At 34.2% G+C, this 24802-nt stretch carries 20 protein-coding genes; 5 read left to right on the top strand and 15 right to left on the bottom strand.

Features of this window, described 5'->3' with window-relative positions:
* Positions 1 to 14: 14 nt before the first annotated feature.
* A complete protein-coding gene (locus tag ACQKM9_RS16535; protein ID WP_427735457.1) occupies positions 15 to 1580 on the bottom strand; it encodes an alkaline phosphatase family protein in 1566 nt (521 codons plus the stop codon).
* 636 nt (positions 1581 to 2216) lie between these two features.
* Here ACQKM9_RS16535 and ACQKM9_RS16530 point away from each other — a divergent pair.
* Together ACQKM9_RS16530 and ACQKM9_RS16525 are read left to right on the top strand one after the other, a co-directional pair.
* Positions 2217 to 2471 (top strand): GlsB/YeaQ/YmgE family stress response membrane protein, encoded by a 255-nt coding sequence (locus ACQKM9_RS16530; RefSeq protein ID WP_427735456.1) that lies wholly within the window; start codon positions 2217 to 2219, stop codon positions 2469 to 2471.
* Between the two features lie 527 nt (positions 2472 to 2998).
* Entirely contained in the window at positions 2999 to 3817 is an 819-nt protein-coding gene (locus ACQKM9_RS16525) for a purine-nucleoside phosphorylase (protein ID WP_427735455.1), read from the top strand.
* 149 nt (positions 3818 to 3966) lie between these two features.
* Here the strand turns inward: ACQKM9_RS16525 and ACQKM9_RS16520 are convergent, their stop codons facing one another.
* Complete coding sequence (locus ACQKM9_RS16520; protein ID WP_427735454.1) at positions 3967 to 4452, bottom strand: YjdJ family protein; 486 nt, start codon at positions 4450 to 4452, stop codon at positions 3967 to 3969.
* Positions 4453 to 5065: 613 nt separating this feature from the next.
* Here ACQKM9_RS16520 and ACQKM9_RS16515 point away from each other — a divergent pair.
* Complete coding sequence (locus ACQKM9_RS16515) at positions 5066 to 5287, top strand: hypothetical protein (RefSeq protein WP_427735453.1); 222 nt, start codon at positions 5066 to 5068, stop codon at positions 5285 to 5287.
* A 118-nt stretch (positions 5288 to 5405) separates the two neighbouring features.
* Here the strand turns inward: ACQKM9_RS16515 and ACQKM9_RS16510 are convergent, their stop codons facing one another.
* The 4 genes from ACQKM9_RS16510 to ACQKM9_RS16495 all read right to left on the bottom strand — a co-directional run bounded on the left by ACQKM9_RS16510 (position 5406) and on the right by ACQKM9_RS16495 (position 9881).
* Complete coding sequence (locus ACQKM9_RS16510; RefSeq protein WP_427735452.1) at positions 5406 to 7328, bottom strand: ABC transporter permease; 1923 nt, start codon at positions 7326 to 7328, stop codon at positions 5406 to 5408.
* On the bottom strand, positions 7318 to 8073 hold the full coding sequence (locus ACQKM9_RS16505; RefSeq protein ID WP_427735451.1) for an ABC transporter ATP-binding protein: 756 nt from the start codon (positions 8071 to 8073) through the stop codon (positions 7318 to 7320). The genes ACQKM9_RS16510 and ACQKM9_RS16505 overlap by 11 nt, the downstream gene beginning before the upstream one ends.
* A 144-nt stretch (positions 8074 to 8217) precedes the next feature.
* The gene (locus ACQKM9_RS16500) at positions 8218 to 9192 is read right to left on the bottom strand and encodes a sensor histidine kinase (RefSeq protein WP_427735450.1); all 975 of its coding nucleotides are present in this window, start codon (positions 9190 to 9192) and stop codon (positions 8218 to 8220) included.
* Positions 9189 to 9881, bottom strand: a complete 693-nt coding sequence (locus ACQKM9_RS16495) for a response regulator transcription factor (RefSeq protein ID WP_427735449.1) — start codon at positions 9879 to 9881, stop codon at positions 9189 to 9191. The genes ACQKM9_RS16500 and ACQKM9_RS16495 overlap by 4 nt, the downstream gene beginning before the upstream one ends.
* Positions 9882 to 10319: 438 nt before the next feature.
* Here ACQKM9_RS16495 and ACQKM9_RS16490 point away from each other — a divergent pair, with 438 nt between their 5' ends.
* Entirely contained in the window at positions 10320 to 13346 is a 3027-nt protein-coding gene (locus ACQKM9_RS16490; RefSeq protein ID WP_427735448.1) for an efflux RND transporter permease subunit, read from the top strand.
* 300 nt (positions 13347 to 13646) lie between these two features.
* Positions 13647 to 13928 carry a hypothetical protein gene (locus tag ACQKM9_RS16485; RefSeq protein ID WP_427735447.1) on the top strand — a complete coding sequence of 94 codons (282 nt, stop codon included), beginning with the start codon at positions 13647 to 13649 and terminating at the stop codon, positions 13926 to 13928.
* Positions 13929 to 14078: 150 nt separating this feature from the next.
* Here ACQKM9_RS16485 and ACQKM9_RS16480 read toward each other — a convergent pair whose 3' ends face one another.
* From ACQKM9_RS16480 to ACQKM9_RS16440, 9 genes are all read right to left on the bottom strand, one after another.
* Positions 14079 to 14945 carry a GNAT family N-acetyltransferase gene (locus tag ACQKM9_RS16480; protein WP_427735446.1) on the bottom strand — a complete coding sequence of 289 codons (867 nt, stop codon included), beginning with the start codon at positions 14943 to 14945 and terminating at the stop codon, positions 14079 to 14081.
* Positions 14946 to 15118: 173 nt separating this feature from the next.
* Complete coding sequence (locus tag ACQKM9_RS16475; protein ID WP_427735445.1) at positions 15119 to 16975, bottom strand: ABC transporter ATP-binding protein; 1857 nt, start codon at positions 16973 to 16975, stop codon at positions 15119 to 15121.
* A complete protein-coding gene (locus ACQKM9_RS16470) occupies positions 16972 to 18696 on the bottom strand; it encodes an ABC transporter ATP-binding protein (RefSeq protein WP_427735444.1) in 1725 nt (574 codons plus the stop codon). Before ACQKM9_RS16470 ends, ACQKM9_RS16475 begins: the two co-directional genes overlap by 4 nt.
* Positions 18697 to 18701: 5 nt before the next feature.
* Positions 18702 to 19172, bottom strand: coding sequence for a MarR family winged helix-turn-helix transcriptional regulator (locus tag ACQKM9_RS16465; protein WP_427735443.1), 471 nt, complete (start codon positions 19170 to 19172; stop codon positions 18702 to 18704).
* A gap of 209 nt (positions 19173 to 19381) precedes the next feature.
* The gene (locus tag ACQKM9_RS16460; RefSeq protein ID WP_427735442.1) at positions 19382 to 20554 is read right to left on the bottom strand and encodes an MDR family MFS transporter; all 1173 of its coding nucleotides are present in this window, start codon (positions 20552 to 20554) and stop codon (positions 19382 to 19384) included.
* A gap of 214 nt (positions 20555 to 20768) precedes the next feature.
* A complete protein-coding gene (locus tag ACQKM9_RS16455; RefSeq protein ID WP_427735489.1) occupies positions 20769 to 21647 on the bottom strand; it encodes a TRM11 family SAM-dependent methyltransferase in 879 nt (292 codons plus the stop codon).
* Between the two features lie 77 nt (positions 21648 to 21724).
* Positions 21725 to 22306 carry a branched-chain amino acid aminotransferase gene (locus tag ACQKM9_RS16450; protein WP_427735441.1) on the bottom strand — a complete coding sequence of 194 codons (582 nt, stop codon included), beginning with the start codon at positions 22304 to 22306 and terminating at the stop codon, positions 21725 to 21727.
* A gap of 575 nt (positions 22307 to 22881) precedes the next feature.
* On the bottom strand, positions 22882 to 24174 hold the full coding sequence (locus ACQKM9_RS16445) for a hypothetical protein (RefSeq protein WP_427735440.1): 1293 nt from the start codon (positions 24172 to 24174) through the stop codon (positions 22882 to 22884).
* Positions 24155 to 24691, bottom strand: a complete 537-nt coding sequence (locus tag ACQKM9_RS16440; protein ID WP_427735439.1) for a sigma-70 family RNA polymerase sigma factor — start codon at positions 24689 to 24691, stop codon at positions 24155 to 24157. Before ACQKM9_RS16440 ends, ACQKM9_RS16445 begins: the two co-directional genes overlap by 20 nt.
* Between the last annotated feature and the right edge of the window lie 111 nt (positions 24692 to 24802).

Below are 24802 nucleotides of genomic sequence, written 5' to 3'. Positions count from 1 at the left end.
CTAAGGTAAGGGAATCATTTTGTTAATTTAATAATCCATTTTTTAATGTCAACAAGTCTATTGTATTCAGGTTTTTCATGTGTACCAGCGATTATGAGCGGAACAAGAGAATCGACTTTGTGTAAAGAACCATGTGCTCCTCCACCAGCATGGTTGTGACTATGTTTTTCTATGAATTCAAAGTTTGGTTTGGCATCTACAATAATAAATTGACCTTCATGTGAATGCAGAGCACCATTCAGTCTTGCGAGAGCATCTGGATAATCGCCATATTTAATAAGCCCTTGATTATCAATTTCCAAATCTAAAATGGAATGATCACCATCTAACTTCCATGATTGGTTATACAGATCCTTATAAGTACCATTTGGGGAAAATGTGAAATTCTTATCGGATTGTGGAGAAATAACATAGTTTGTTCCTCCCTCTTTCCATGCAATAAAACCAATTCGGTTATCTTTTTTTAATGTCTCTATTATTTTTGAAATTTCAATGTTTTCTTTAATTAAGTTAATGTACGCCATTCTCTCGTTAATCGCGATTGCAATTTCGCTATTCTTTTTCTTACTTTCCCAAAAAGTATAGTTTTTTAAAATATCATTTAAATCGATTAGCGAAGTGTTCTTATCTTTCATAATCTTAGATTGAGAACTATCTCCATGCACAATCCAAATTACCTGTTCAATCGCTTCCTCCCAAGTTGAATAAGAATTGAGTAGCTCTTGAAGATATTGATCTGCTTTTTCAATTGGCTCTATATACTCTGGCCCTTTTTTATGTAAATCCTTATCTGCATCTGGAAGATATGCCAGAGTAAATGCGGGTAATTTATTATGTTTAATTAAAAATTTCAACTCGTTAACGGTAAATTGATTATTTACGCCCATACTTTTCCACGCAAACTTTTGACGATCATTATTGGGATTATATTGAGACAATGTTCCCAATGAAAGTAATGATGGTCCATTGGTATCTATTTTACTTGGTAGAAGTCCCATTGCTGAAATTAGTTTCGGGACATTTAATTGATGGTGAAAAGTTCCACGGTATAAAAGTCCATTGATAGAGGCAGATTGAATGTTATCCTTTGATAGTTCTTCATGAATAGTCTGAACATTTTTGCTCAAATGCTCTTTGTTTAAATTTACAATACCATCGTAGGCAACATTTTTAACTCCAAGGCTCCATATTTCACTTATCCCACTTCCATAACTAATAATGCGATTTTCATCTTTCTTAAACCAAATAAGACCTGGAATCTTATGTTGATCAGCATAAGTACCAGTCAACAAAGTGCTGTCAATCGCGACAGACATTGTAGGATAAGAGCTAATTGCTTCTGGGTAGAATTGTCCGTTTTTCATTAAAAATGAAAAGGCAGGTGCTTTTTTTTCTTGAATAGCTTGTTGAATGGACTGACTCATAAGAGAGTCTACAGTAATGAGTATAACTGGTTTTTGTTTTTGCTTTTGATTGATAACAGTATTTTTAATATCTTTGGTAGGAGACATTGAAAAGGCAAATGTAAGGCTAACTATCAAGAAAATGATTATAACGGATATGACTATTTTATTTACCATGTTTTCACCCTTTTCTGTAATGGACAATTAGTGTGGTTTATATTGGAAGAAAAATACGTCAAATTAAAAAAATTAAAATTTAGTGTTATTAAGACGGTGACAGGTTAAGTTTCTACTCAAAAATGATTCTGATCTAGTGTGGAGGTTCTTTAAAGTAATTGAAAAATCATTATTATTAATTCAAACAAACATTAAGATTAGATAAATATGTTTATAATCGTATTCTTGTTCATCGACATGCTCTTTACTTCTTTTTTATAAAAATTATTCAGCGTCGATATCTTCATCAAGTTCTTCCTAAAACTATTTATTAGAGGTATCCATGAATAGTTCGAGTTATTTTGATTATTCTTAGCAAATTTACCCGAAGCTTTTTGCTTGTTTTGCTCACCTTTATTATTCTGCTTCGCTACTTCGCTGATATCAGTTTCAGTTCCAAACTCCTCAATTATGTTTTTTACACTTTGTGGCTATTTTATACTATCCCGATTCCTTTTCATGGAAAATCAGCTACCTGTAATCTAATTTAAGTAGCTTGGATTGATCTACTCATGGTAATGTTTCCGTTAAAAATTAATAATCTTCAGTTATTGGGGAATACTAATATCAAATCCAAATTTAAAAGGAGAGTTCGGTATGTTCAGTTTTCTTTGGTTTATTATTATAGGTGGCCTTCTCGGATGGGTAGCGGGCTTAATTATAGGTAAGGACATCCCAGGTGGAATGATAGGTAATGTGATTGCAGGCATTATTGGAGCTTGGATAGGTGGTAAATTATTAGGTCAATGGGGACCATTAGTAAGTGACTTTTATATTTTCCCTGCATTAATTGGCTCCATTCTGTTGATTTTAATTGTAAGTTTTATTTTTAAATTAATGAATAAAGATTAATGAAAACCTGGGGGTATTCTCTCAGGTTTTTTATTTTTTTCTTCACTTTTATATACTGAAAATAGAAATAGCATATACAAAATATTTATGGTAATTCTGATATGTACATATATTGAATTGATAACTAAAACTGAATTTGATTTATCTTATGGGAGACACACCAGGCATAATTACGCCATAATGAAACCCGAACGAAACTATAAAAATCAGAAAAACATATTGTGTCTAGATTACATTGGCATATAAGTTGTATAAGAAATAAGCGGCTGGCTACACTTAGTTCAAACTCTTGTTTTTCTTAAGCCGACTGAATTTAAGCAGCAGCCCTTTGATAACTTGTTCAGTATAGTGTTCGCACTCCCAATTGCACACTATTTACAATAGCTAAAAAATCAATTAAAATTCTACTGATGCAATGTAAGGAAAAATCATTATTTTCACCTATTGCATGCATACTTAAACATTTTGTCTAATAGCAAATCAATTTTCAGTAACGTTTATGTTTTTTATTTAAGGAGGAATTATTGATGCACAAATTACAAGATATTTTAGAAGCTAGAGATTTCATTATGAATAAGACAGATTATCGTCCTTCGATTGGACTGATTTTAGGGTCTGGTTTAGGAACTCTTGCAGATGAAATTGAGAACCCTTTCAAAATTCCTTATAGTGAAATACCTCACTTTGCAAAGTCTGGAGCAATTGGACATGCCAATGAATTAGTAATTGGAGAATTAAAAGGAAAAACAGTAGTAGCTATGAAAGGTCGTTTCCATTATTATGAGGGCTTTACTTTAGACGAAGTAACTTTTCCAGTACGTGTAATGAAAGCGTTAGGTGTTGAGGAGCTAATTATTACTAATGCTTGCGGTGCTGTTAATACAAGCTTTAATCCAGGAGATCTAATGTTAATTACTGATCATATTAATTTGGTTAGTACAAATCCATTAATTGGTCCAAATAATGATGAATTGGGAACTCGTTTCCCTGATGTTTCTGAAGTTTATAATCGTAATTTACGTAATATTGCTTCTAAAGTAGCTACAGAACAAAACATTACCTTGCAAGAAGGTGTTTATGCCTGGTGGAGTGGACCCGCTTACGAAACTCCTGCTGAAATTCGCATGATTCGTACTTTAGGCGCAGATGCTGTAGGTATGTCAACCGTTCCAGAAGCTATAGTAGCCATTCATGGAAATATGAAAGTACTTGGCATTTCCTGCCTAACAAATATGGCATGTGGAATATTAGATCAGCCATTAAATCATGATGAAGTAATTGAAGTGGCGAGTAAAGTTAGAACACAATTCGTTGATTTAATTAAGGGTGTTTTACAAGAAATGTAATAAAGAACAAGAACTACACCTCAGCTGTTAGACAAAAACTAACGATTGGGGTGATTTTTTATAGGGAAATTAATGAGGAAAGAACAATTACTAGTAATTCAGACAGAGAAACAGCAAATAAAACGTTTCTCTGTTTAATTTTTGCCCCGTTATTTCAAGAAAATTTGTTTGTTATTCGTGTTACGATTAAAAATCTGAAAGTAAGATATCGTAGCAATTGCTAAACACAGAACACTACTCACTATACAAATATAGAAAAGAATTTCCCCACGTAAAGTAGTCGAAATATATATAAAATAACTAAGAATAGATAATCCTCCAGCTAAAATGAATAGATAATAAGCAAACCATTTATACCTTTCCTTGAAAGAATAATACCCAATAAGAATAAGCATATATACACTGCTTATTACCATAATAGCTGGAAAAGTGGGTTGAAATTTAGCTGCATATATAAAGTAGTCGAGTTGTGATATATCGCTAGCACTATGTACTTCTCCATATAACAATTGAGAAAATGGTGTTGAATACTTCCATTCCCATGGATTATCAAGGATTGTACTACCTTCATACCACGCAAAAAAAGTAGAAAAGAAACATAGTATAGTAGCTGTAACAAACTGAATTAAAAGCATTAGCAAACCGAGATCACCCTCAAATTCGTATTTATTTGAACAATCACTTTAATTAGATACATTGATATCTCATTAATTACATTCATTAGCCTGCCATTTAATTTAAACGATTATAACTAATAAAAGTTCCAAATTTTATCCTATTTTCCATTTGTAATTTATAATATCATTTCTGCTTATTGTTGGAACCACCTGTCTCTATAGTTAAATAAGAAAAACTAGCTATCTCTATTTTAAATTATCTTGCCAGTTATGGGAACAAAAATGAGCCGTCTGAAAAGCTTAATCATCTTTTACTAAAACCTCGTTTCGATTTTTGAAAGTTTGGCAAGATTACATATTTCCTTTAAGGCTTCACTCTGAAAACTGAAATTGTATCCCTCTACTTAATAGCCCCCCCTCTAAATCTTACTATGAATGCTGTATTGAGAGCATTCTAAAACAGTACCCTTCCATTTATTACTTCATACTTCAAAATAAAAAGATAATCCTATTCAACAAGGTTATTTACTTATAATTAACGCTTTCAAGCAATATAATTATCGTGTATAGTTGAATAAATTGGTAATAATTCAAGTCATTTTTATTACAACCTTTAAGAGGAGGTAATGTTATGGAAGAAAAGAATCAAATTATTCAAGATGCATCAAGTACATTAAATAATGAAGATACAATATTTGATCCGATGGAGTCTGATAATCAAATAATGGGTGCTCCATCTCATAAGAAACTACATTTACAACAACAACCAAAAGGAATTCGTGTAATCGGCTATACGCTTATAGGTTTTTGTGTTCTTATGGTTGCTATCGCGATTGTTGCCCTCATTTTGTAGACCTCGTATGTTCCAATATGTAAAAAGACTTGCCCCCTCTGCTGGGCAAGTCTTTTTATAACATCTCTTTTTTTGTTTAAAACTGATTGATATTGAGATTAAATGAATTACAATCAAACTATTTCGCTAATTCTGTAATTAACGTTTTTCTATACTTACGATTTACAATCAGATAGCCTAGCAATTGGATGGTAAAGAAAACGCCAAAGCTATAAATAGCTATTGTCTGTAATGAACCACCCATCACTTCTTCTAGAAAATCGACTCCAATGAATAGAAAGACACTAGCAACAATAAATGGTACAAACATTAACACGAATAATTGTTTGGATACCACAGTGGAAAGTTCTTTCTTCGATAGCCCCATTTTCATAATTCCTTTGTACATCTCACGTTCTTTGTCAAAGTCGGTAATGAGTCGGAAATAGATCATACTAAGAGCAGCAATCATGAAAATTAGACTAAGCATGAAACCGATATAGAACATCAAGTTTTTAGCGTTTTTATCTGTAGCATACAAATTTCCTGCGCTAAAAAAGCCAAAATTTTGCCCATATTCAACATCAGAATCAATGTGTATTTTCGTTTCCAGTGTTTCTGCCAATTTGATATTTTCTTTCCAATCGCTAATATTATAGGCAAAAACATTGATATGGTTGAACATATTTAATTGATTGATTTTAGAGTAAGCTTCGTCCGAAACAACTAATAAGCGACTAAGATAACCCGTTGGCATTAGATTTTGACTTGCAGAACCTACAACTTGCGGTTTTATATCCGCTTTCTTGAATACTTGCTGGAATTGCGTCGAAATTTCAAGATTCGGATGTATTCTAGAATTACCGCTCACTATATAAACTTCATCCTGTTTTAGTGCAACGGGTTTTCCATTTATCCCCTGAACGGCTTGATTATAATCACTTTGAGAAATGAAAGATTGACTTCTATTTTCTAGGTTACACAAAACATCAAATTTATAAGATTGGTATCCTCTTTCATTTTCTAATGTGCTTTGTAATAGCCCTACATGCTCTTTCTCCTGAGCATTACCCGTATTGGAAACATACATAAAACTAAATGGATAATTAGCTTTAGTACTATCCTCGACGTTTGCATTGGCACTATACAACATCACTATTGAGAAAAAAGAGCCCATCAATAATAAGGACACTAGATACATGATTTTCACGTTTGATCGTATTTTTGACTTCAACCCTGAAACTGTTAGCATATTTGTTCTTTGTAAATAATAGTTGGTTTTCTGTACTATAGTAATACTTAGCAGTGAGAGTTGCATGTATAACGGATACAGTCCCATCAGAAAAATGATTAATAAAACAATAACCCCAAAATCACTATCTACCAATGGACGGATAAACGAAGCATCATTTTTGATCGTCATCGCTACCAAACTAAAGCCTACTGTGACTAACCCCAGTAATAATTTTATTGGAGAAAGTCGCACTTCCCTTTCACTCTTCTTATCCGACTTTAACAATCGAATGATTTGTTGTTTACGGATAAAGAAAGGTGTGATTAAAGAAATCACTAGAAATAACACTAAAAACATCGCACTTGTTAAAACAATTGCTTTCATCGGAAAATACATAGCAAATCCTTCAACGTTCATAATCTTCTTCGTAATCATTAGAAATAGAGGGGCAAATAATAGGCCCATTATTATAGCTGTCAATATCGCAATAATCCCAATAAACATGTTTTCTCGAAAGACCATCTTTTTTATCTGCTTATTAGATGCACCCATGATGACAAATAAGCCAAGCGTCTTTTGTTTCATATGCATAAAAGACATAACTGAATACGATATAAAAATGAAAGAAAATAAGTAGACTAACACATTGCCCGCCATCATAGCTAGCGATAGTGCTGAACCATTTTGAATGATTGATAAATCAGGGTGAAACATGGAAACTGAAAATGAAAAGAAGATAAAGATAGAAAAAACACTACTCAAGAAATAAGCGATATATGTCCATTTATCTCTTAAAATATTTTGTAAGACAATATGATTAAATGTCATTTCTTCCACCTCCAAGGAAGGTCAAGGTATCCATGATGTTCTGATAAAACTCTCCTTGTTTAGTGCCTCGATGTATTTGATTATAAAGATTCCCATCTTTTATAAAGATGACACGATCACAAAAACTTGCTACATAAGGGTCATGAGTAACCATTAGAATAGTCGTTTGTAATGTTTTGTTGATCGATTTAAAAAGCTCCATGACATCTTTAGCAGATTTAGTATCAAGATTTCCCGTCGGCTCATCAGCAAGTAATAACGATGGTTGATGAATGATAGCACGTGCAATAGCTATTCGTTGTGCTTGTCCTCCAGAAATTTCGAAAGTTCGCTTTTGTAATAGTTGTTCAATACCTAATAGTTTTGTTACTTTTTCTAATCTCTTCTCCATTTCAGAAGCCGGTATACTATCTAAAACAAGTGGAAGAAGGATATTTTCTTTAACCGATAACGTATGAACTAAATTAAAATCTTGAAATACAAAACCAAGTTCTTTTCTTCTAAATTGCGCTAAGTTATCGTCATTTAATTTATGTGGGTGTTGCCCATTAATCGTGATTTCACCATCAGTTGGCAAGTCAATCGTTGAAATACAATTCAACAATGTTGTCTTCCCACTACCTGAAGGTCCCATAATAGCCGCAAAACTCCCCTGTTCCAAATCAAAAGAAACAGAGTGTAAAGCTTTAAAATTTACTTTCCCCATATATGTCTTCTCAAGGTTATCAACCTGTAAAATCTTCATTTAATTATCTTCTCCTTCTGGTCATTACTTTTAATATTTGACGTCTTTTGACTAACCTAATCATAAGTGCTGAATGGAAAGCTCACAATTTCCTATCATTGCAGTATCATTACGTTTTTGTCATAAATAAAAGCCATGACATCATCATGGCTTAAAGTAAATAGAGAAAGTTGTTTTCTCATTAACGGTAGATTCAATTTTGTATTCGTGATTTAGCATATCAAGGATTTTTTTCACAATATAGAGACCCATTCCTGTTGATTCACCATTCCTTCGACCATTTTCACCGGTGAAGAATAAGTCAAATACTCGGTTCAAGTCACTTTGTTCGATGCCCATTCCTTTGTTCGTAATTTTTAGAATGGCTGTTTCCCCTTCCATTTCTACTGCGATATGAACTCGCTCGCCTTCATCACTATACTTAATAGCATTATTAATGACTTGATATAAGACAATTTTCATCCATTTTTCATCAGTATAGACAGATAGATGTTCACTAACTGATAGATTTGGAAAGACAGACTTCGAAATAAAAAAATCTTTTAAATCATTCGTGACTTCTAATATCACATCTCTAAATGAAGTTTTTTCGATTTTAAGATCTGCCGAAAAATCTTCAGTACGAAGATATGTCAATATTTGTGATAGATCATAATTGATTTTGTTAACTTCACGTTTCACTTTACTGAAATTTGGATCTCCCTCATTCATTTGTGTTAACATGCTAATCACCGAAACAGGTGTCTTTATCTGATGTACCCAATTATTTATCATTACTTGGTACTCTTTCTGTCTTTTTGTTAAACGATTCATATCATAATGATGTAGTTGCAAATAGCTATGCATACTTTTACTATAAGCTTCTTCCATTGCACAGTAAGGTTTTGGAATGATCGCATCCTCTAGCTTTTCAGGCTTAGTAGATAATTGTTTATAGAGGTTTTTATGGCTAAAGTACTGATAAAGAAGAAATAAGAATAATAGAACTAAACTTAAAAAGATGAAATAGCCTTTCTTATTATTCATCTCCCCTAACCAGTCATATAACAGGAACAAACCGATGAATGTTAACCCATACAAAATAATAATTGGTAGTTGGTCTTTTATAAAAAGTTTCATCTTGTCCCCTCAATTAAGCGATATCCTACCCCCCGGACCGCCTCAATCTCAGCTTTTGACCCTACATCCTGTAGCTTTTTGCGTAGTCTTGCGATATTCACATTTAATGTATTTTCTTCAACAAAGCTCTCATCATCCCATAGCTTAGCTAGTAATACATCTCGGCTTAATACTTTTGGTGTATTTTCTAGTAACATGCTAGCAAGCATTAACTCTTTTTTTGTTAACGTAACTTGCTCATGATTGTTTTCAAGAATCATACTTTCAAGATATAGTTTCAAATCCCCTTTGACGACAGTACGCTCCGTTTGATTTGATGCATAGTCACCATAAATCCTTCTAATTTGACCATTTACTTTTGCTATTACAACATCAAGTGAGAACGGCTTCGTAATATAGTCGTCTGCCCCGTTCTCAATGCCAAAGACTTGTTCAAAATCACCATTGCGCGCGGAGATAATGATTATAGGACAAGTTGAGAATTGCCTAATCTTTCTACACCAATAGAATCCATCGTATTTTGGCAAGTTGATATCAAGAAGAACAAGATGCGGTTTTATCCGTTCAACTTCTCCGGATACATCTTCAAAATCCGTACAGATTGTACATTGATAATTATAATTCTCTAGATGTTCAGCTAATAATGTTGCAAGCGATTCATCGTCTTCTACTAGTAATATTCGGTACAAATTTTCACCTTCTATAGTTTTCTTTATTGGATAGTTAATTTTAGAATCTACTTTTTCAAAGGATTATCTACATTAGCATGATTTTATGTCCTCTAATAACAGCTTAGCTTTTTAAAGTTGGGCAATTTTTATATTATTTGTTCGAACGTACTAAAATAACCATAAATCCCTAATGTATATCTTTAAGTATAACCTTAGCAATTTGAAATATAAAATCTCCTTCAAATTTCGAATCATTGAATCTGCAATCGGTCCCTCAAATGATTAAAAATCGGTCTCAAGACTTAGAGAAACCACCACCCCTGGTCTATTATCCTTAAAATTCCAAAGACTTACAATTACATACAGGAGGAAAACCACAAAAAAAAGTGAGAAATCTTAATGTTGAGATTGAGCAATGCATAAAATGGATGAGTATGAGAAAGGAGATTTTATTAAATGTCTGTGTTTACTAAATGGTCCTTCAAGAATAAAGCGGCCATAACATTAGTTACAATCCTTGTATTACTTTTAGGATGTGTTAGCTATTTCAAATTACCAATGGAGTTTTTACCACCTGCTGATCAACCGCAAATAACGATTATTGCACTGGGGCAAGGAATCGATTCTAATTCGATGGAGGAACAGGTCACAACGCCAATTGAAACCGCAGTGAGTTCTGTCAAAGGAAAGAAAGATTATTTCTCCACAACAGGTGATGGATTTACACAAATCGATATATTATTTGAATCAAAAACCAATATGAAAGATGCTAAGCAAGAAGTGCAAGAAGCTCTTGCTACGGTGACATTACCTAAGAATGTTCAGAAACCTTCAATCATTCAGCTTAATACATCCATGATCCCGATCGCAGATGTTTCTATTACTTTTAAGGATGGATTAACAAAAAGAAACAGCGAATTTGCTAAGAAAAAAATCATTCCAATGTATAAAGATATAAAAGGTATCGCAGATGTGCAAGCGTTTGGTACAGAAAGTTCATATGTTTCTATAAAAATAAATAATACGCTATTAGCAGAAAAACAATTATCACTTGAGAATATTATGACAGTACTCCAAGATCAAAACCTTTCTGCTTCTGTCGGGGAAAAAACGATTGACGACAAAGCCAGTAACATCAAAATCATTGGAAAATTGAATTCTTTGAAAGACATTAAACAACTGTCCATTGCTCCAGATGTCAAACTGGAGGATGTCGCAAAAGTAAGCATTAAAAAGCCAACTACTACTCTTACTCGTGTAAACGGTAAAGATGCGTTAATTCTTATTATGACGAAACAAAGTAATGCAAACGCAGTAAGTACAGGGAAAGAAATTGCCGAAGTAACAAAGAAAATGAACAAACAATACCATAATGTCCAGAGCGATGTTATTATGTCGACAGCCGATATGATTGAAGGTTCCGTAAATACGATGATGAAAGAAGTATTATTAGGCGCACTATTCGCGACCATAGTAATTGTTCTATTTCTAAGAAACCTACGTTCAACATTTATTACGATTGTCTCCATACCGCTTTCTCTAGCTTTTACACTGTTTCTGCTATGGATGTCAGGAGTGTCTTTAAACATTTTGACATTAGGTGGAGTAGCTGTAGCTGTTGGAAGACTTGTTGACGATAGTATCGTCGTAATAGAAAACATTTTCCGGAAAATGCAAAACGAAAAATTCTCAGTTAGTCTTGTTGTAGAAGCGACAAAAGAAGTAGGAACAGCTATATTAGCTTCTACACTAACAACTGTTGCCGTATTCTTACCAATAGGATTAGTTAGTGGCAGTTTACAAGACTTTTTAATGCCATTTGCCTTGACGATCACATATTCTTTACTCGCTTCATTAATTGTTGCAGTCACAGTTGTACCGTTGATGAGTTCATCCTTATTGAAAAATAGTAAACTTGCTGTGCATAAGCCTGCAGTACGTTTTTCTCGCTTATTAACATGGACACTAAATCACAAATGGGTTGTATATCTACTCTCTTTGTTATTATTTGCAGGTTCAATTGGGACTTATTTCGCAATGCCTAAGGGAGAGATTGATAAATCGACAGCTGATTTCATTCAGGCAACTTTAGAATATCCAAATGATACACCACTTGAAAAAGTAAAAGAAAATACACTTCGCCTTGAAGATTACATTCACTCTCAAGATGAAGTGGAATATGAATATACACAGCTTGGTAATACAGAAGATGCCGCGAGATTTGGAGGGGTTAATTCTCCAACGCTTGCAACCATCATGATCATGTTAAAGGATAGTAAAGATACAGAACAAATGCTTGAAAGACTAGAAAAACAAAAGAATGAGTATGTGGGTGCAGAACTAACAGTAGATACAGCTTCCTTTATGTCAGGGTCATCTTCACCAATTACGATTGATATTATGGGTGATGATTTAAATCAAATTGAAAAAACTGCAACTAATGTAAAAGAAAAAATCGAAGGAATAAAAGGTATTGATAAGGTAACAACCAATCAGGATGACAAAAAAATGGTCTATTCCTATAAAGTGAATGCTGCTGAAGGAAGCGCAACGCAAATTTCTCAGCAATTAGGTGTTTTTCTAAATCGAACGCCTATAGGAATGGCAACGATTGGTTCACAGCCAACTACCATTATGATAGAGCCTCTCCTGAACCCAAAAACGAAAGATGAATTAAACAAGATGTTAGTCGCTACACCTACAGGAATGGAGCCTTTATCCAAAGTAGCTACGCTAAAACAAGAAGAGAAGCCAACAAACATAATTCATAAAGATGGCAATTCATATGTACGTATTACCGCTAGTGTTGATCCTGAGCATCTATCAAAGGTCAATGAAGAGATTACTAAAACTATCTTTGGTAAGAAAGATGTTAAAGGAATGAAGATTCCATCTGGAGTAAACGTATATATTGGCGGTGCAAGTGCACAGCAGGCAGACGATTTCTCTGATTTATTTATCACTATGCTTGTATCAATCGGAATCGTATTCTTAATTATGGTTGTAACCTTTAAGACATTCCGTGCACCAATTGCAATATTATGTTCACTTCCATTAGCAGCAATTGGCGCGATTCTCGGCCTATTGATTAGTGGAATTACGGTAGATGTTACGGCACTACTTGGTGCCTTAATGCTAATTGGCATTGTAGTTACGAATGCGATTGTTTTGCTAGATCGAGTCAAACAAAATGAAAAAACAATGATTATTCGTGACGCACTAGTAGAAGCAGCAGCTACAAGAATGCGTCCAATTCTAATGACCGCTATGGCGACAGTCTGTGCTATGATTCCATTATTATTTAAAAAGGCTGAGTCAACTAGCTTAGTATCCAGCAGTCTTGCAATCGTCGTAATTGGCGGTTTAACAATGGCCACATTGCTGACACTTGTGGTTATTCCCGTTATATACGAGACACTTCACTTCCGTAAAGCAAAAAGGCAGCAAAGAGAACAAGCAAGCGAAATGAATAAATCTGTTTAACCTAACTAACGAGCCCTTCAATCTGTTGATTGAAGGGCTTGAATTGTGATATAGCATGTTCTAAAAATGGTATCTATTTAATTAGATTCTTGATATTTCTTAAATACACTTGTTTTGCATACAGATAAACAAGGTAATCACACATTTGTCGTGAATAGTTGCTTAGATTCAATACACGAACGTAGCGAGTCCATTGAGATAAATGATAGATTAAAAGGTTTTTCAGGAATATTTGTAGAATACCATCTTTATTAAACGAAAAAATTCACCATAGTTTAGAAATAGGAATTTTAGGAGGAGTTGAAAATATTAACAGGTATCCTATTATTTAGTCCGCTATATACATTATTAATTTGGCAATTCTTCAAACCTAAGGAAGCATTATTGAATGGACGAGCATTTTTATTTTTGGGATTTACATATACTATTGAAAAACAAAAACGTAAGAACTTTAAAGAGGGAGTAGATGTTACCAAGAAAGAAATTACACAGACAAAAGCTAGTTCTGTTCTAGGTATTATGCTTTTAAACATAATTTTAATTATTGCATACTTAGTAGCAGAGTATAAGTCTGGATATTAATGTAATTATTCACCCCATGAATGAAAGAAGGCGTATTCGACTTAAAATAGCCAATACGCTTCTTAATTAATAAAAACTAATATTAAAGTTAAATAGAGCCCAAAAATTAAAAGCAAAACAGTCACTTTATTGATTTTTGAACTGGTTAAGTTAGAAAGTCTTTGTCATAAATACTTGTGAAACAGGCGTCTTTTTAAATCCACTTTTCATTAATAAGGAAATCACTCGTCCGTTTCCTTTTAAGAAGTTATAAGTAGTACGATTTATTGGCTTATCATATTCTAAAGCATACGCAAGTAATGCATTTAGTACCTCTTCATCACCATTTTCAGATACTTGAAATAATGTAATACCTTCCGTTTCATTTCCAAATACATGTTTTTTCCGAATAAGACATGCCGCCTGTACATCTTCATCCTTTGTAATCATCACAACTTCTCCACCTATTTTAGGTGTGCTACTAGGATCTGTTTGCCAAGGTACAATAGACGGTAATAAACGTGAACCTATTGCATGTACAGCAGGAATTCTTTGAATTTCATAGCCATCTAAACTTGGTAATTGATTATCTAATGCCCCTTCTGCTGATAAAAAGAGCAAATCGTCAACTACTTTGTAACCACACTTCTCATATAACAATATGGCCGGTCTATTTTCAGAAAGTGCTTCTAATGTAGCTATAGAAACTTTGTTGTCTATTAAGACTTTCTCCGCCTCTTGCATCAAAGAAAAGCCCAACTTCTTCCCACGATATTCGGGCACAATACCGGTTCCACCATTCCAAGAAACCTTTTGACCACCCACTTCTCTAATCCCTTGCAGTACAAATCCCACAGGCTCAATACCATCATACGCAACGACTGAGAGTGATGGGGATAATCCTTCATTTCCAAACTTACTAATGAATGTTTCAAAAGATAAATTCATCGGTAATAAATATCCTTCAAACCCTCTATTAAATAATCCATGTGCTTCTTGAAAGCTTACTGACGACAATAATTTATAAGAAATGTTCATTGCTTACCTCCGCTTTTCATCATATTATTCGGACTGTAATTTCTGCAAATATATTAAGCTATTCTTTTTATTATATTGTCATTTGTTATTTTATACAATTCTAATATTACTGACTATTCTGTCCTCCTAATGTTAAAAAGCCTTGATTCCAAATTAGAATCAAGGCTACATTTTTACATTGCTTTTTTATTAGAAAATTGACTGTTATAAAGGTCAGCATAAAAACCGTCATCTTCTAACAGATCCTGATGTGTTCCTTGTTCAATCACTTTACCCTGATCCATGACTAGAATCAAGTCAGCATCTCTAATCGTGGATAGACGATGTGCAATAACAAAGCTAGTTCGCCCTTCCATTAAACGATTCATCGCTTGTTGGATCAGTAATTCTGTACGCGTATCAACACTAGAAGTTGCTTCGTCTAAAATCATGATCGGTGGATCCGCAAGTACGGCTCGAGCAATAGTTAAGAGCTGCTTTTGTCCTTGTGAAATGTTAGAAGCTTCTTCATTTAAAACTGTGTTATACCCATCTGGAAGTGTACGAATGAATTGATCTGCTCGAGCTGTTTTGGCAGCCGAAAATATTTCTTCATCTGTTGCATTTTCTTTCCCAAAAGCTAAATTCTCTTTAATTGTCCCATTAAAGAGCCAAGTGTCCTGGAGCACCATACCAAATGTTTTACGAAGGTTTTCGCGAGATATGTTACGTGTATCAATACCATCAATTTTGATGTTCCCGTCATTTAACTCATAGAATCTCATTAACAGATTGATCAGTGTCGTCTTACCAGCTCCAGTTGGACCTACAATTGCAACTGTTTGACCTGGGTGTACTTCAATATTCATGTCTTCTATTAAAAGTTCCTTGCCATATCCAAAACTAACATGCTCGAAAGTCACGGCTCCTTTCGCTTTTGTTAAACTAGATGATGTCACTTCTTTTACTTCCTCTTCTTCATCTAGCAGTTCAAAAACACGTTCCGCCGCGGCAATTGTTGATTGGATAATGTTTGCAATGTTCGCTGTTTGTGCAATTGGCTGTGTAAACTGGCGAGTGTACGTAATAAATGCTTGTATATCACCAATTGAAATCGCACGTTGTGTTACTAAAATACCACCCACAACACTAATGATAACGTAACTTAAATTCCCGATGAATGACATTAAAGGCATAATCATCCCTGAGATAAATTGTGCTTTACGACCTGCTTGATATAATTTTTCATTTACTTCATCGAACTCTGCGACCGCTTTTTTCTCATGACCAAATACTTTCACGACTTGGTGGCCTGTATACATTTCTTCAATATGACCATTTAACTGGCCAAGTGTTTTTTGTTGTTCTGCAAAATGTTTTTGAGACCTTTTCAAAATTGGTTTAATAACGAAAATTGAAAGTGGCAAACTTACAATTGATATTAATGTCAGCAACGGGCTGATTGTTAACATCATGATAATAATCCCAATTATTGTTACAATCGAAGTGATAAACTGAGTTACACTCTGCTGTAGCGTACTACCAATCGTATCAATATCATTTGTTACCCTACTTAAAGTTTCTCCATTTGCTCGTCCATCATAGTATTTCAATGGAAGCTTCTCTAGCTTTTCATTGATCTCTGTTCTTAAATCATAAACTGTTTTTTGAGCGACGCTAGACATAATATATTGTTGAATATACGAAAACAAACTACTAACAACATAAAGTCCTGCAAGTAACAGTAACAATTGTCCAATTGCATGGAAATCGATTTCTGCTCCTGGTACTCCTTTGAATTTGCTATATGCCCCTTCAAATAATTCAGTGATAGCATGACCCATTATCTTCGGACCTACAACCATGAAAACTGTACTCATTATTGCTGCTAAAAACACGATAATTAATCGATTACGATGTGGTTTTAAAAAGCTAAGTAAACGTCTAAACGTACCTTTAAAATCTTTCGCTTTTTGACCCGCCATCATCATATTACCGCCGTTCCCCATTGGACCGCCGCCTTGAGGTTGCGTTTTTCTGTGCTTACTCATGCGATTTCCTCCTCTGAGAGCTGTGATTTCACGATTTCACGATATACTTCATTTTCTTCAAGTAGCTCTTTATGTGTACCTATACCAGCTATTTCACCTTTATCTAAAACGATGATTCGATCAGCATCAACTACAGTACTAACCCTCTGAGCAACAAGTAGCATGGTCGCATCCTTCGTTTCTTCTTTTAATGCAGCACGTAAACTTGCATCTGTTTTATAATCAAGCGCTGAAAAGCTATCATCGAATATATAAATATCGGGTTTTCTTACTAACGCTCTTGCAATTGAAAGACGTTGTTTTTGACCACCAGATACATTTGAACCACCTTGAGAAATCTCAGATTCATAACCATTTTCCATTTTGCTAATAAAATCTTCTGCTTGAGCTATGCGCGCAGCATGTTCAATCTCTTCTAGCGTAGCATCTTCTTTACCAAAGCAAATATTTTCAGCGATCGTACCTGTAAAGAGTAGTGCTTTTTGCGGTACATAACCAATCTTAGAACGTACCTCTTCAATTGATGTCTCTTTTAGATCTACACCATTTACTCGAATCGTTCCACTAGTAACATCATAAAAACGGGGAATTAGATTCACAAGTGTTGACTTCCCAGCACCGGTACCCCCAATGATTGCAGTAATTTCACCTGACTTAGCACGGAAACTAATATTAGATAAAACAGGTTCTTCTGCTCCTGGATAAGTAAAAGAGACGTTGTCAAATTCAAGTGTTCCTCGCTCTTGGTCTACCGCTTTAGATCCTTCATTAAGTATTGTTGGTTTCTTATCTAACACTTCATTTATACGTTTAGCAGATACTGCAGCTCTTGGAATCATAACAAACATCATTGATGCCATAACAAGAGCGAACATGATTTGCATGACGTATTGAATAAAAGCCATCAAGTCCCCGATCTGCATACCACCATTATCGATACGAATTCCACCAAACCAAATGATACCAACAACTGTTAAATTCATTACAAGCATCATAACCGGCATTAAAAATGCCATTACTTTATTGACTTTGATAGAAACGTCCATTAAATCTTTATTTGCTTTCTGTAAACGAACTTTTTCTTGCTTTTCACGATTAAAAGCACGTATAACGCGTATCCCTGTTAAATTTTCTCGTAATACTAAATTCAAACGATCTAAACGTGTTTGCACTAATTTAAAAAGCGGTATTCCTTTTGTCATAATGAGAATAACTGCTCCCATTAGTACAGGGATTGTTGCTACGATAATAAGCGATAATTTTGCATCTTTTGATAAAGCCATTATTAATCCACCAACAAACATAATCGGTGCACTTACAACCATTCTTAGTAACATGATCACTACTTGCTGTACTTGAGTTATGTCATTTGTTGTACGTGTAATCAGTGATGCTGTTCCAACTTCATCAAAATCTTGCAGTGAAAATCCTTCAACATGATTAAACACTTTTCGGCGGACATCGCGACCGAAACCCATTGCCGCTTTTGATGAGTAATAGCTTGCAACAATCGATGCACACACACCGAATGCAGCCACTAAAAGCATTAATCCTCCGATTTTCAAAATATAATTCTTGTCACCTACTACTACTCCCTTATCAATGATGTCGGACATTAGAGTAGGTAAATACAGATCAGCCATGGATTGAACGAATACAAGTCCAACCACCGCTAGAACAATCCACTTATAAACTGTTAGGTTTTTTAGTAGTTTAAGCACTTTAATCATTCTCCTCTTTCTATAGCCTCTTCTAATAATGTAATTATTTGGCGCTGTGATGTTAGAAGATCATCGTATTGTTTTTCACTGAGTGACTCAGCCGCTGTCTCAAAAGCTTGGAGAATACTACTCTCTTGGCTTTGTATCTTGTTATAAAGTAATTGACCTTTATCACTAAGGGTCAGCAACATTTCTCTTCGGTTATCTGCTACAGGATTTCTATGAATCAATTCAGCCTGCACAAGTCCATCAACAGCTTGACTTAATGTACTTTTCGGAAAAAAAGTTACCTTCCCTAACTGTTTTTGAGTCATCTCTTCAAATGGTGCAAGCGTTATTAATAGAGCATATTGAGGAATCGTAAGATCATTTTCTAATGCCGTTCTTTGTACTATCCTCCTAATACAATGGTTCACATGCCAAAATGAATGTAATAGCTTTTCAGACCTTATAACAGCGTCCTTTTCAAGACTCAAATTCCCCCACTCCTTTCATTCCGAACAGTTCCATTACGAACAGTTCTTTATTAGCACAATTTAATTTACCTTTTTATTGCAGAACAATCAAGAGAAAAGCGTTGTATTTGGCAAACTAATTTCATTATTAAAACTGCAAAATAAAACCCAGCTAGAGGACCTTATTATATTGTCCATTAACCGGGTTATTTTACATATTCAAGTTCACTTTAATGTTTCAAATTCATCGCCGTCTTATAAAATGCTGCACTAGATAGTACAATCAACGCTACCAAAAGAAAGAGTTGATCTTGAAAATGCACTAACAGCCATCCGCCTATGACAGGTCCGATGAAACTTCCTAAGTTCTTGAATTGGGCAGCCCCTAAAAAGCTTGCTTTTTGTGTTTCGGGGGCAATTTCATCAATTAGGACATTCATTGTTGGGAATACGAAAATCTCTCCAATGGTAAAGAGTACCATCCCAATAACAAATAGGAGACTACTATTTGCCAAGCCAAATAAAGTTAATCCCCCAACAAAGAATCCAATACCCAATAATAGTGTGAATTTCGTAGAATATCGCTCCGAATAGATACTAATCGGTAATTGCAAAATAAGAACGACCGCAGCATTAAGTGCTATTAATAATGAGTAAAGTTTTACTCCATCCTCAACAGTCAATTCGACCAATTGAGGTAAGGTGGAATCGAACTGAGAGTATCCAAAGTTAATCAATATCGCACCTGCAACAAACAGCTGCATTTTTCGATTCGATAAAATAATGCGAAACATATGATGTATTTGAATTTGTGATGCTAGTTTTTGCTGTTTCATTTCATATCGCTTCAATACGATCATCAAAAAGATTCCATATACGCAGTACATAACTCCTGTAAACAAAAAAGGCACGCTTGGACTGGACAAGCTGGCAATATATACTCCAACAACAGGACCTATAACAGCAGCAATATTAATTGCTGTATATCGTAATGAAAAGAGACGTTTTCTTCTTTCTTGTGGTGTAAAATCAATCATTAATGCTTGTGTAGCCGGTTCAAAAAATGAACGACATAAACCATTGATAGCATTTAAGACTATGAATATAGCAACTATATTTGTCGTAGCGAATCCTATAAACACCGTACTCCATACAAAAACAGTGATTAATAGAATTCGTTTTCTACCAAATCTGTCAGTCAAATAACCGCCGATAAAGCCCCCTATAGTAGATAGTAATGGAGCAATCCCTATCGTTATACCTATAAGTAAAGGCCCTACTCCTAAATCTTTATGTAGATAAAGCGCTAAAAATGGCATAGCCATAAAACTTGCAATACGGGTAAATACGGTACCACCTAAAATGATCCATACTAATGGATGAAACTGTTGGAGGAATCTCAATTTTAAGCACTTCACTTTCAAATAATAAAATTTAAGACTTTTAAACAAATATAACACCCTACATATATGTATGAACAGAATTAAATTCTCACTACTTCAATTATTTTGATAAATCGAAGTATATGAGGCATATAGATATGTTGTTGTATTTATCATTAAAAAAAGCCCCTTATACTAGAAGAATAAGATGATCCTCTTTGTATAGGGGCATATATTATTTACAAACTAATACTTGTCTAGAAAAAGTACCTTTTCTTGCTTCACAGCGATCGATAATTTCAAAACCAGCTTCTTCGACCATATGGTCCATTGTATCAATCGTTACTATAACAACTTTTTTGGTGAATCGGCGAGCCTGCTTTACAATATCAAGCTGTTCTTCAATAGTAATATGAGTGAATAAATTGTATGGCATATCAATAATAGCAACATCATAATTGTCTTCAATCTCTGAAATTGGTCCAGTAGTTACATCGCCTTCTAGTCCGAAATGTGCGATATTCTTTCTTGAGCCAAGCACAACACGTCGATTAATATCTCGTCCAACGATATCAATTCCCATCGATAATGCTTCTACTAAAACTGTCCCAATACCGCAACATGGATCGATTGCACGAACCCCGTTAGGATGCGGAACTGCGATATTTGCAACTGCTCTTGCAACACGTGTATTTAGCGCTGTTGAGTACATATGCGGTTTTTGCTGGTGGTGAAGCCAAATAGGTTCACTGACTTCTAATTTACCAAAATACCATTTATTATCTATCATAACGACACCAAATACAGTTTCAGGTTGCTCTAAATCAGGTTCACCTTTAATACGTAAACCAATATTACGTTCGATTTCTCGTCGTTTTGAGTGGCCTACCTTTTTCATAGAACCAAGCTCAGAGTCATTCAAACAAACAACTTTAAATGTTGCATGATCTAAATCAAGTTGTTCAACTAAGTCGGCTATTTGTTCGAAGCTCTCACCTTCATATATTACTTCAAGGCGCTCTTTCATAAATGGACTTCTACTCGGATCTATTTCTATCGTACTTTTCAACACATTTGAATGGACGTCAAATCCAAAAAATGATCGCATCTCCATACGACACAAATCATACTCATCTCGATGTCCTGAATATGTGTAAATAAATTCTCTGTTACTCAATCATTTCCCATCCTTCACTGTGCTTCTTCAATCTCTTCAACTAATTTGAAGAAGAAGCGATAAATCATATGATAGATTTCTTCAAATGATTTCGCTTCACTAAAACCCTCTAGATAGTCTAATGGCACATTTACATCCCACAAACCATCTTCAGCGGAAAACATAACACTGTATTTCGTATTATCTCCTTGCAAATGTGTATTCAAATAAGTTTTTATAGCCTCGCCGAATTTCTTTTGTAATTTCAATCCAAATAAAGCAGTATAAGTTTCGAAAACATCATCGAATTCTAGCGCTACAGCGTCCATACGGATTAACTCAAAATTACTAGATTCCACATAAACAAATTCGTTTGCTTGTTCTTTCAAATACGAAATTGATTTCTGCAAGAAGGCAGAAGTTTCCGTAGAGATCAATTCTTCCGTCTCTTTATTACAGCGTTCAAGAGCATCTATGTGAAATGCCTTTTCAGTAACAGCTACCCCACTAGGAAGTAATTGATGTTTTTCTGCGAATTCCTTTTCAATATCAAACAATCCAATTTTTTTTTCACTTATATGATTTTCAATATAATGTTCAATTTGTTGTTTTAACAATTTAAGTCAGCTCCTTTACTTGAAAGAAATTGAATTTGATTCCTCTCATACCCTAGTATAGCCTAATTTGGACTGTTAAGCCTTTAATTTATAAGCAATCAGTTAAATCATGACATAAATTTTTGCTACTAGAACAATTATTTGTTTATAATATTAAAAGATTATAAGAAAGAACGATAGCAGTGCTAAGACAAGTGGAAAAAACCTATACAAGAAACTTGGGGTAGTATCAATGATCGAAATATAATGAAGACGCTATTTTAATGGCTTCTGTTGTATTACAAAAGGATAATTATCAAGAAGTACAGTATGTTAAACGACACTAAGTTTCGATTCAATCAAAAAAATATTCAAAGATATAGAAAGTGTTTATACAACCTATGAGAATATTAATAATGGATTTGAGCTTGAAGATACGCAAGATAAAATTCGATTATATTTTGTTGTAATATTTACTTGATTATGAGATTAGCAGTCTTACGTGAGTTAGTTGTATAATGTTCAAGTCTTGTTCTATGTTTCGGTGGAATCAAAAAAAACATTTCAAAAGCCTATTGACTTTTGAAACGTTTAATTTAATCTACAACTTTCCCTTTTCCATCGTAAAATACCACAAAATAACCTTCTGATAAAGCATCATCTAAAATCTCACTTGGTATGGTCCAAAATACGGTTTCTTTAGGTTCTACTTGAAAAAACGTCGAGAATCCTTTGTTTTCTAATTTCACTTTGACTACATTCGATTTATTATTAAAGAAACTACTACTGAAATCTTCACCGTCGAACGTTCTTTGATAGCTCGTTAACGTCACATTACTACCCCACTTCATTTTTTCATATACATAATGGCCATTCTTAAGACCAAATGATGCGAGAATATATTGATCGTCTGCTTTTGCTAGTGCTACTCTCTTATCTAGGTACGCAGCGGCTGTAACTAATTCTAATTTTTTTATATTTTTAATCGGTTCTCCTTTATCTGCATATATATCTAAAGCTTTAGATATGGATTGCAACATCATCGTTTCATCATCACCATACAGTTTTACTTCTTGATTATTATAAAGTCCGATCAATCCTAAAACTAAGAACACTAATGGTAGGAAAAAAATCCAATTTCTTCGTCTCCCACTTATAGTTAGAATAACTACAGCAACGAACAATAGCACAAATAATATAAATGAACCCAATGTAAGAATAGGAAGGCTTGCCACTTTTTCTGTAAACTTCTGTGGTTTTAACAAATCCGGTGGATAAACTGGTAGAGCTACATAATTAGCCAAAGTTTTTTTTAGTTCTTTACTATTAGATACCACATCTCGGAATGCTTGATTTTCTGAAAAGACCTTGTAAACTTCTGGAATTCCTTCTTCCCCTTTTACAACGTAAGCATTCATATATTGCAGCAATTCAATTAGAGAAGCTCTTTCACTTTTAGATAAATCAGGTGACTCGTAAAATAAGCTATTTCCAGTTTCAATTGCCCTCTGTAACAACCAATCATTTTGAACGAAAAATGTATTTCGTAGCTCATCAATCTTCTCGATTTTAGAATCGTTGGAAGCACTTAACTTTACTAATTCAGTAAATAGCGCAACTCTCTCCTCTACAGTTTTTGTCACTGTCTGATCAGCCTTTGTTGAAGAATTATTGCCATTCACTATAACTTCTTGTTGTTCTGTGGGCAAGTTGATTAATCTGAATGTCAACGTTATTAGTGCAACAGAAGTTAAAACCATCGCAATATATGGATATAAATTGTGTTTTTTCTTTCTTCTTATTTTTTCAATCGTTTCATGTTTCTTTTGTGTAGAAAAACGCCCTTCTCTATACCCGTTTTTCATCGTGTCACGAATCGGATCTACCATATAATTCTCCCCCTTCTTGCATTGTCTTACCTAGTAATTGCCTTCCTCTTTTTAATCTGGTTTTAACCGTATTGACGTTTAAATTAAGTGTGTCACTTACTTCTATTAAAGACATTTCTGCAAAATGATACAATACAATCGCATCTTTGTATTTAGTAGGTAAGTTTTCTATAGAATGTAAAAGCTTTTTTGAAGTATCTCGCTCCATTACAATGGACTCTGTTGTTTGCTTTGTTGCAATCCATTTACCAAAAAAGTCAGTAATGCGTACTTTTTGATATTTCCAGCTTGCTATGTAGTCATGGCTAACATTTACCGCAATTCGGTATAAATACGTTTTTAATGCTGCATCCTCTCGAAAATGCTCCATATTTTTGTAATATCGTATGAATGTTTCTTGTGCAGCATCTTCTGCTGCACCCCAATCACGCACGTATGTATAACAAAGCTGCACAAGATAATCGCCAGAATCATCCATCGCCTGTTGCAAGCGTTTTTCCTTTTCTTTATCATTCATTTCGCTTGCCTCCCTTAATTGTTTGTAGTTAGACTAGGTGATTATTGGAAAAGTTTCATTTCTTCAACAACTATTTTCATAAAAAAAGAACCGAAAAGATTCGATTCCTGT

Origin of the sequence: Viridibacillus sp. NPDC093762, from assembly GCF_050279675.1 — a bacterium.
Lineage (GTDB): Bacteria > Bacillota > Bacilli > Bacillales_A > Planococcaceae > Viridibacillus.
Note: the sequence above shows the minus strand (reverse complement) of the source record. Positions and strands in the feature narration are given on the sequence as shown.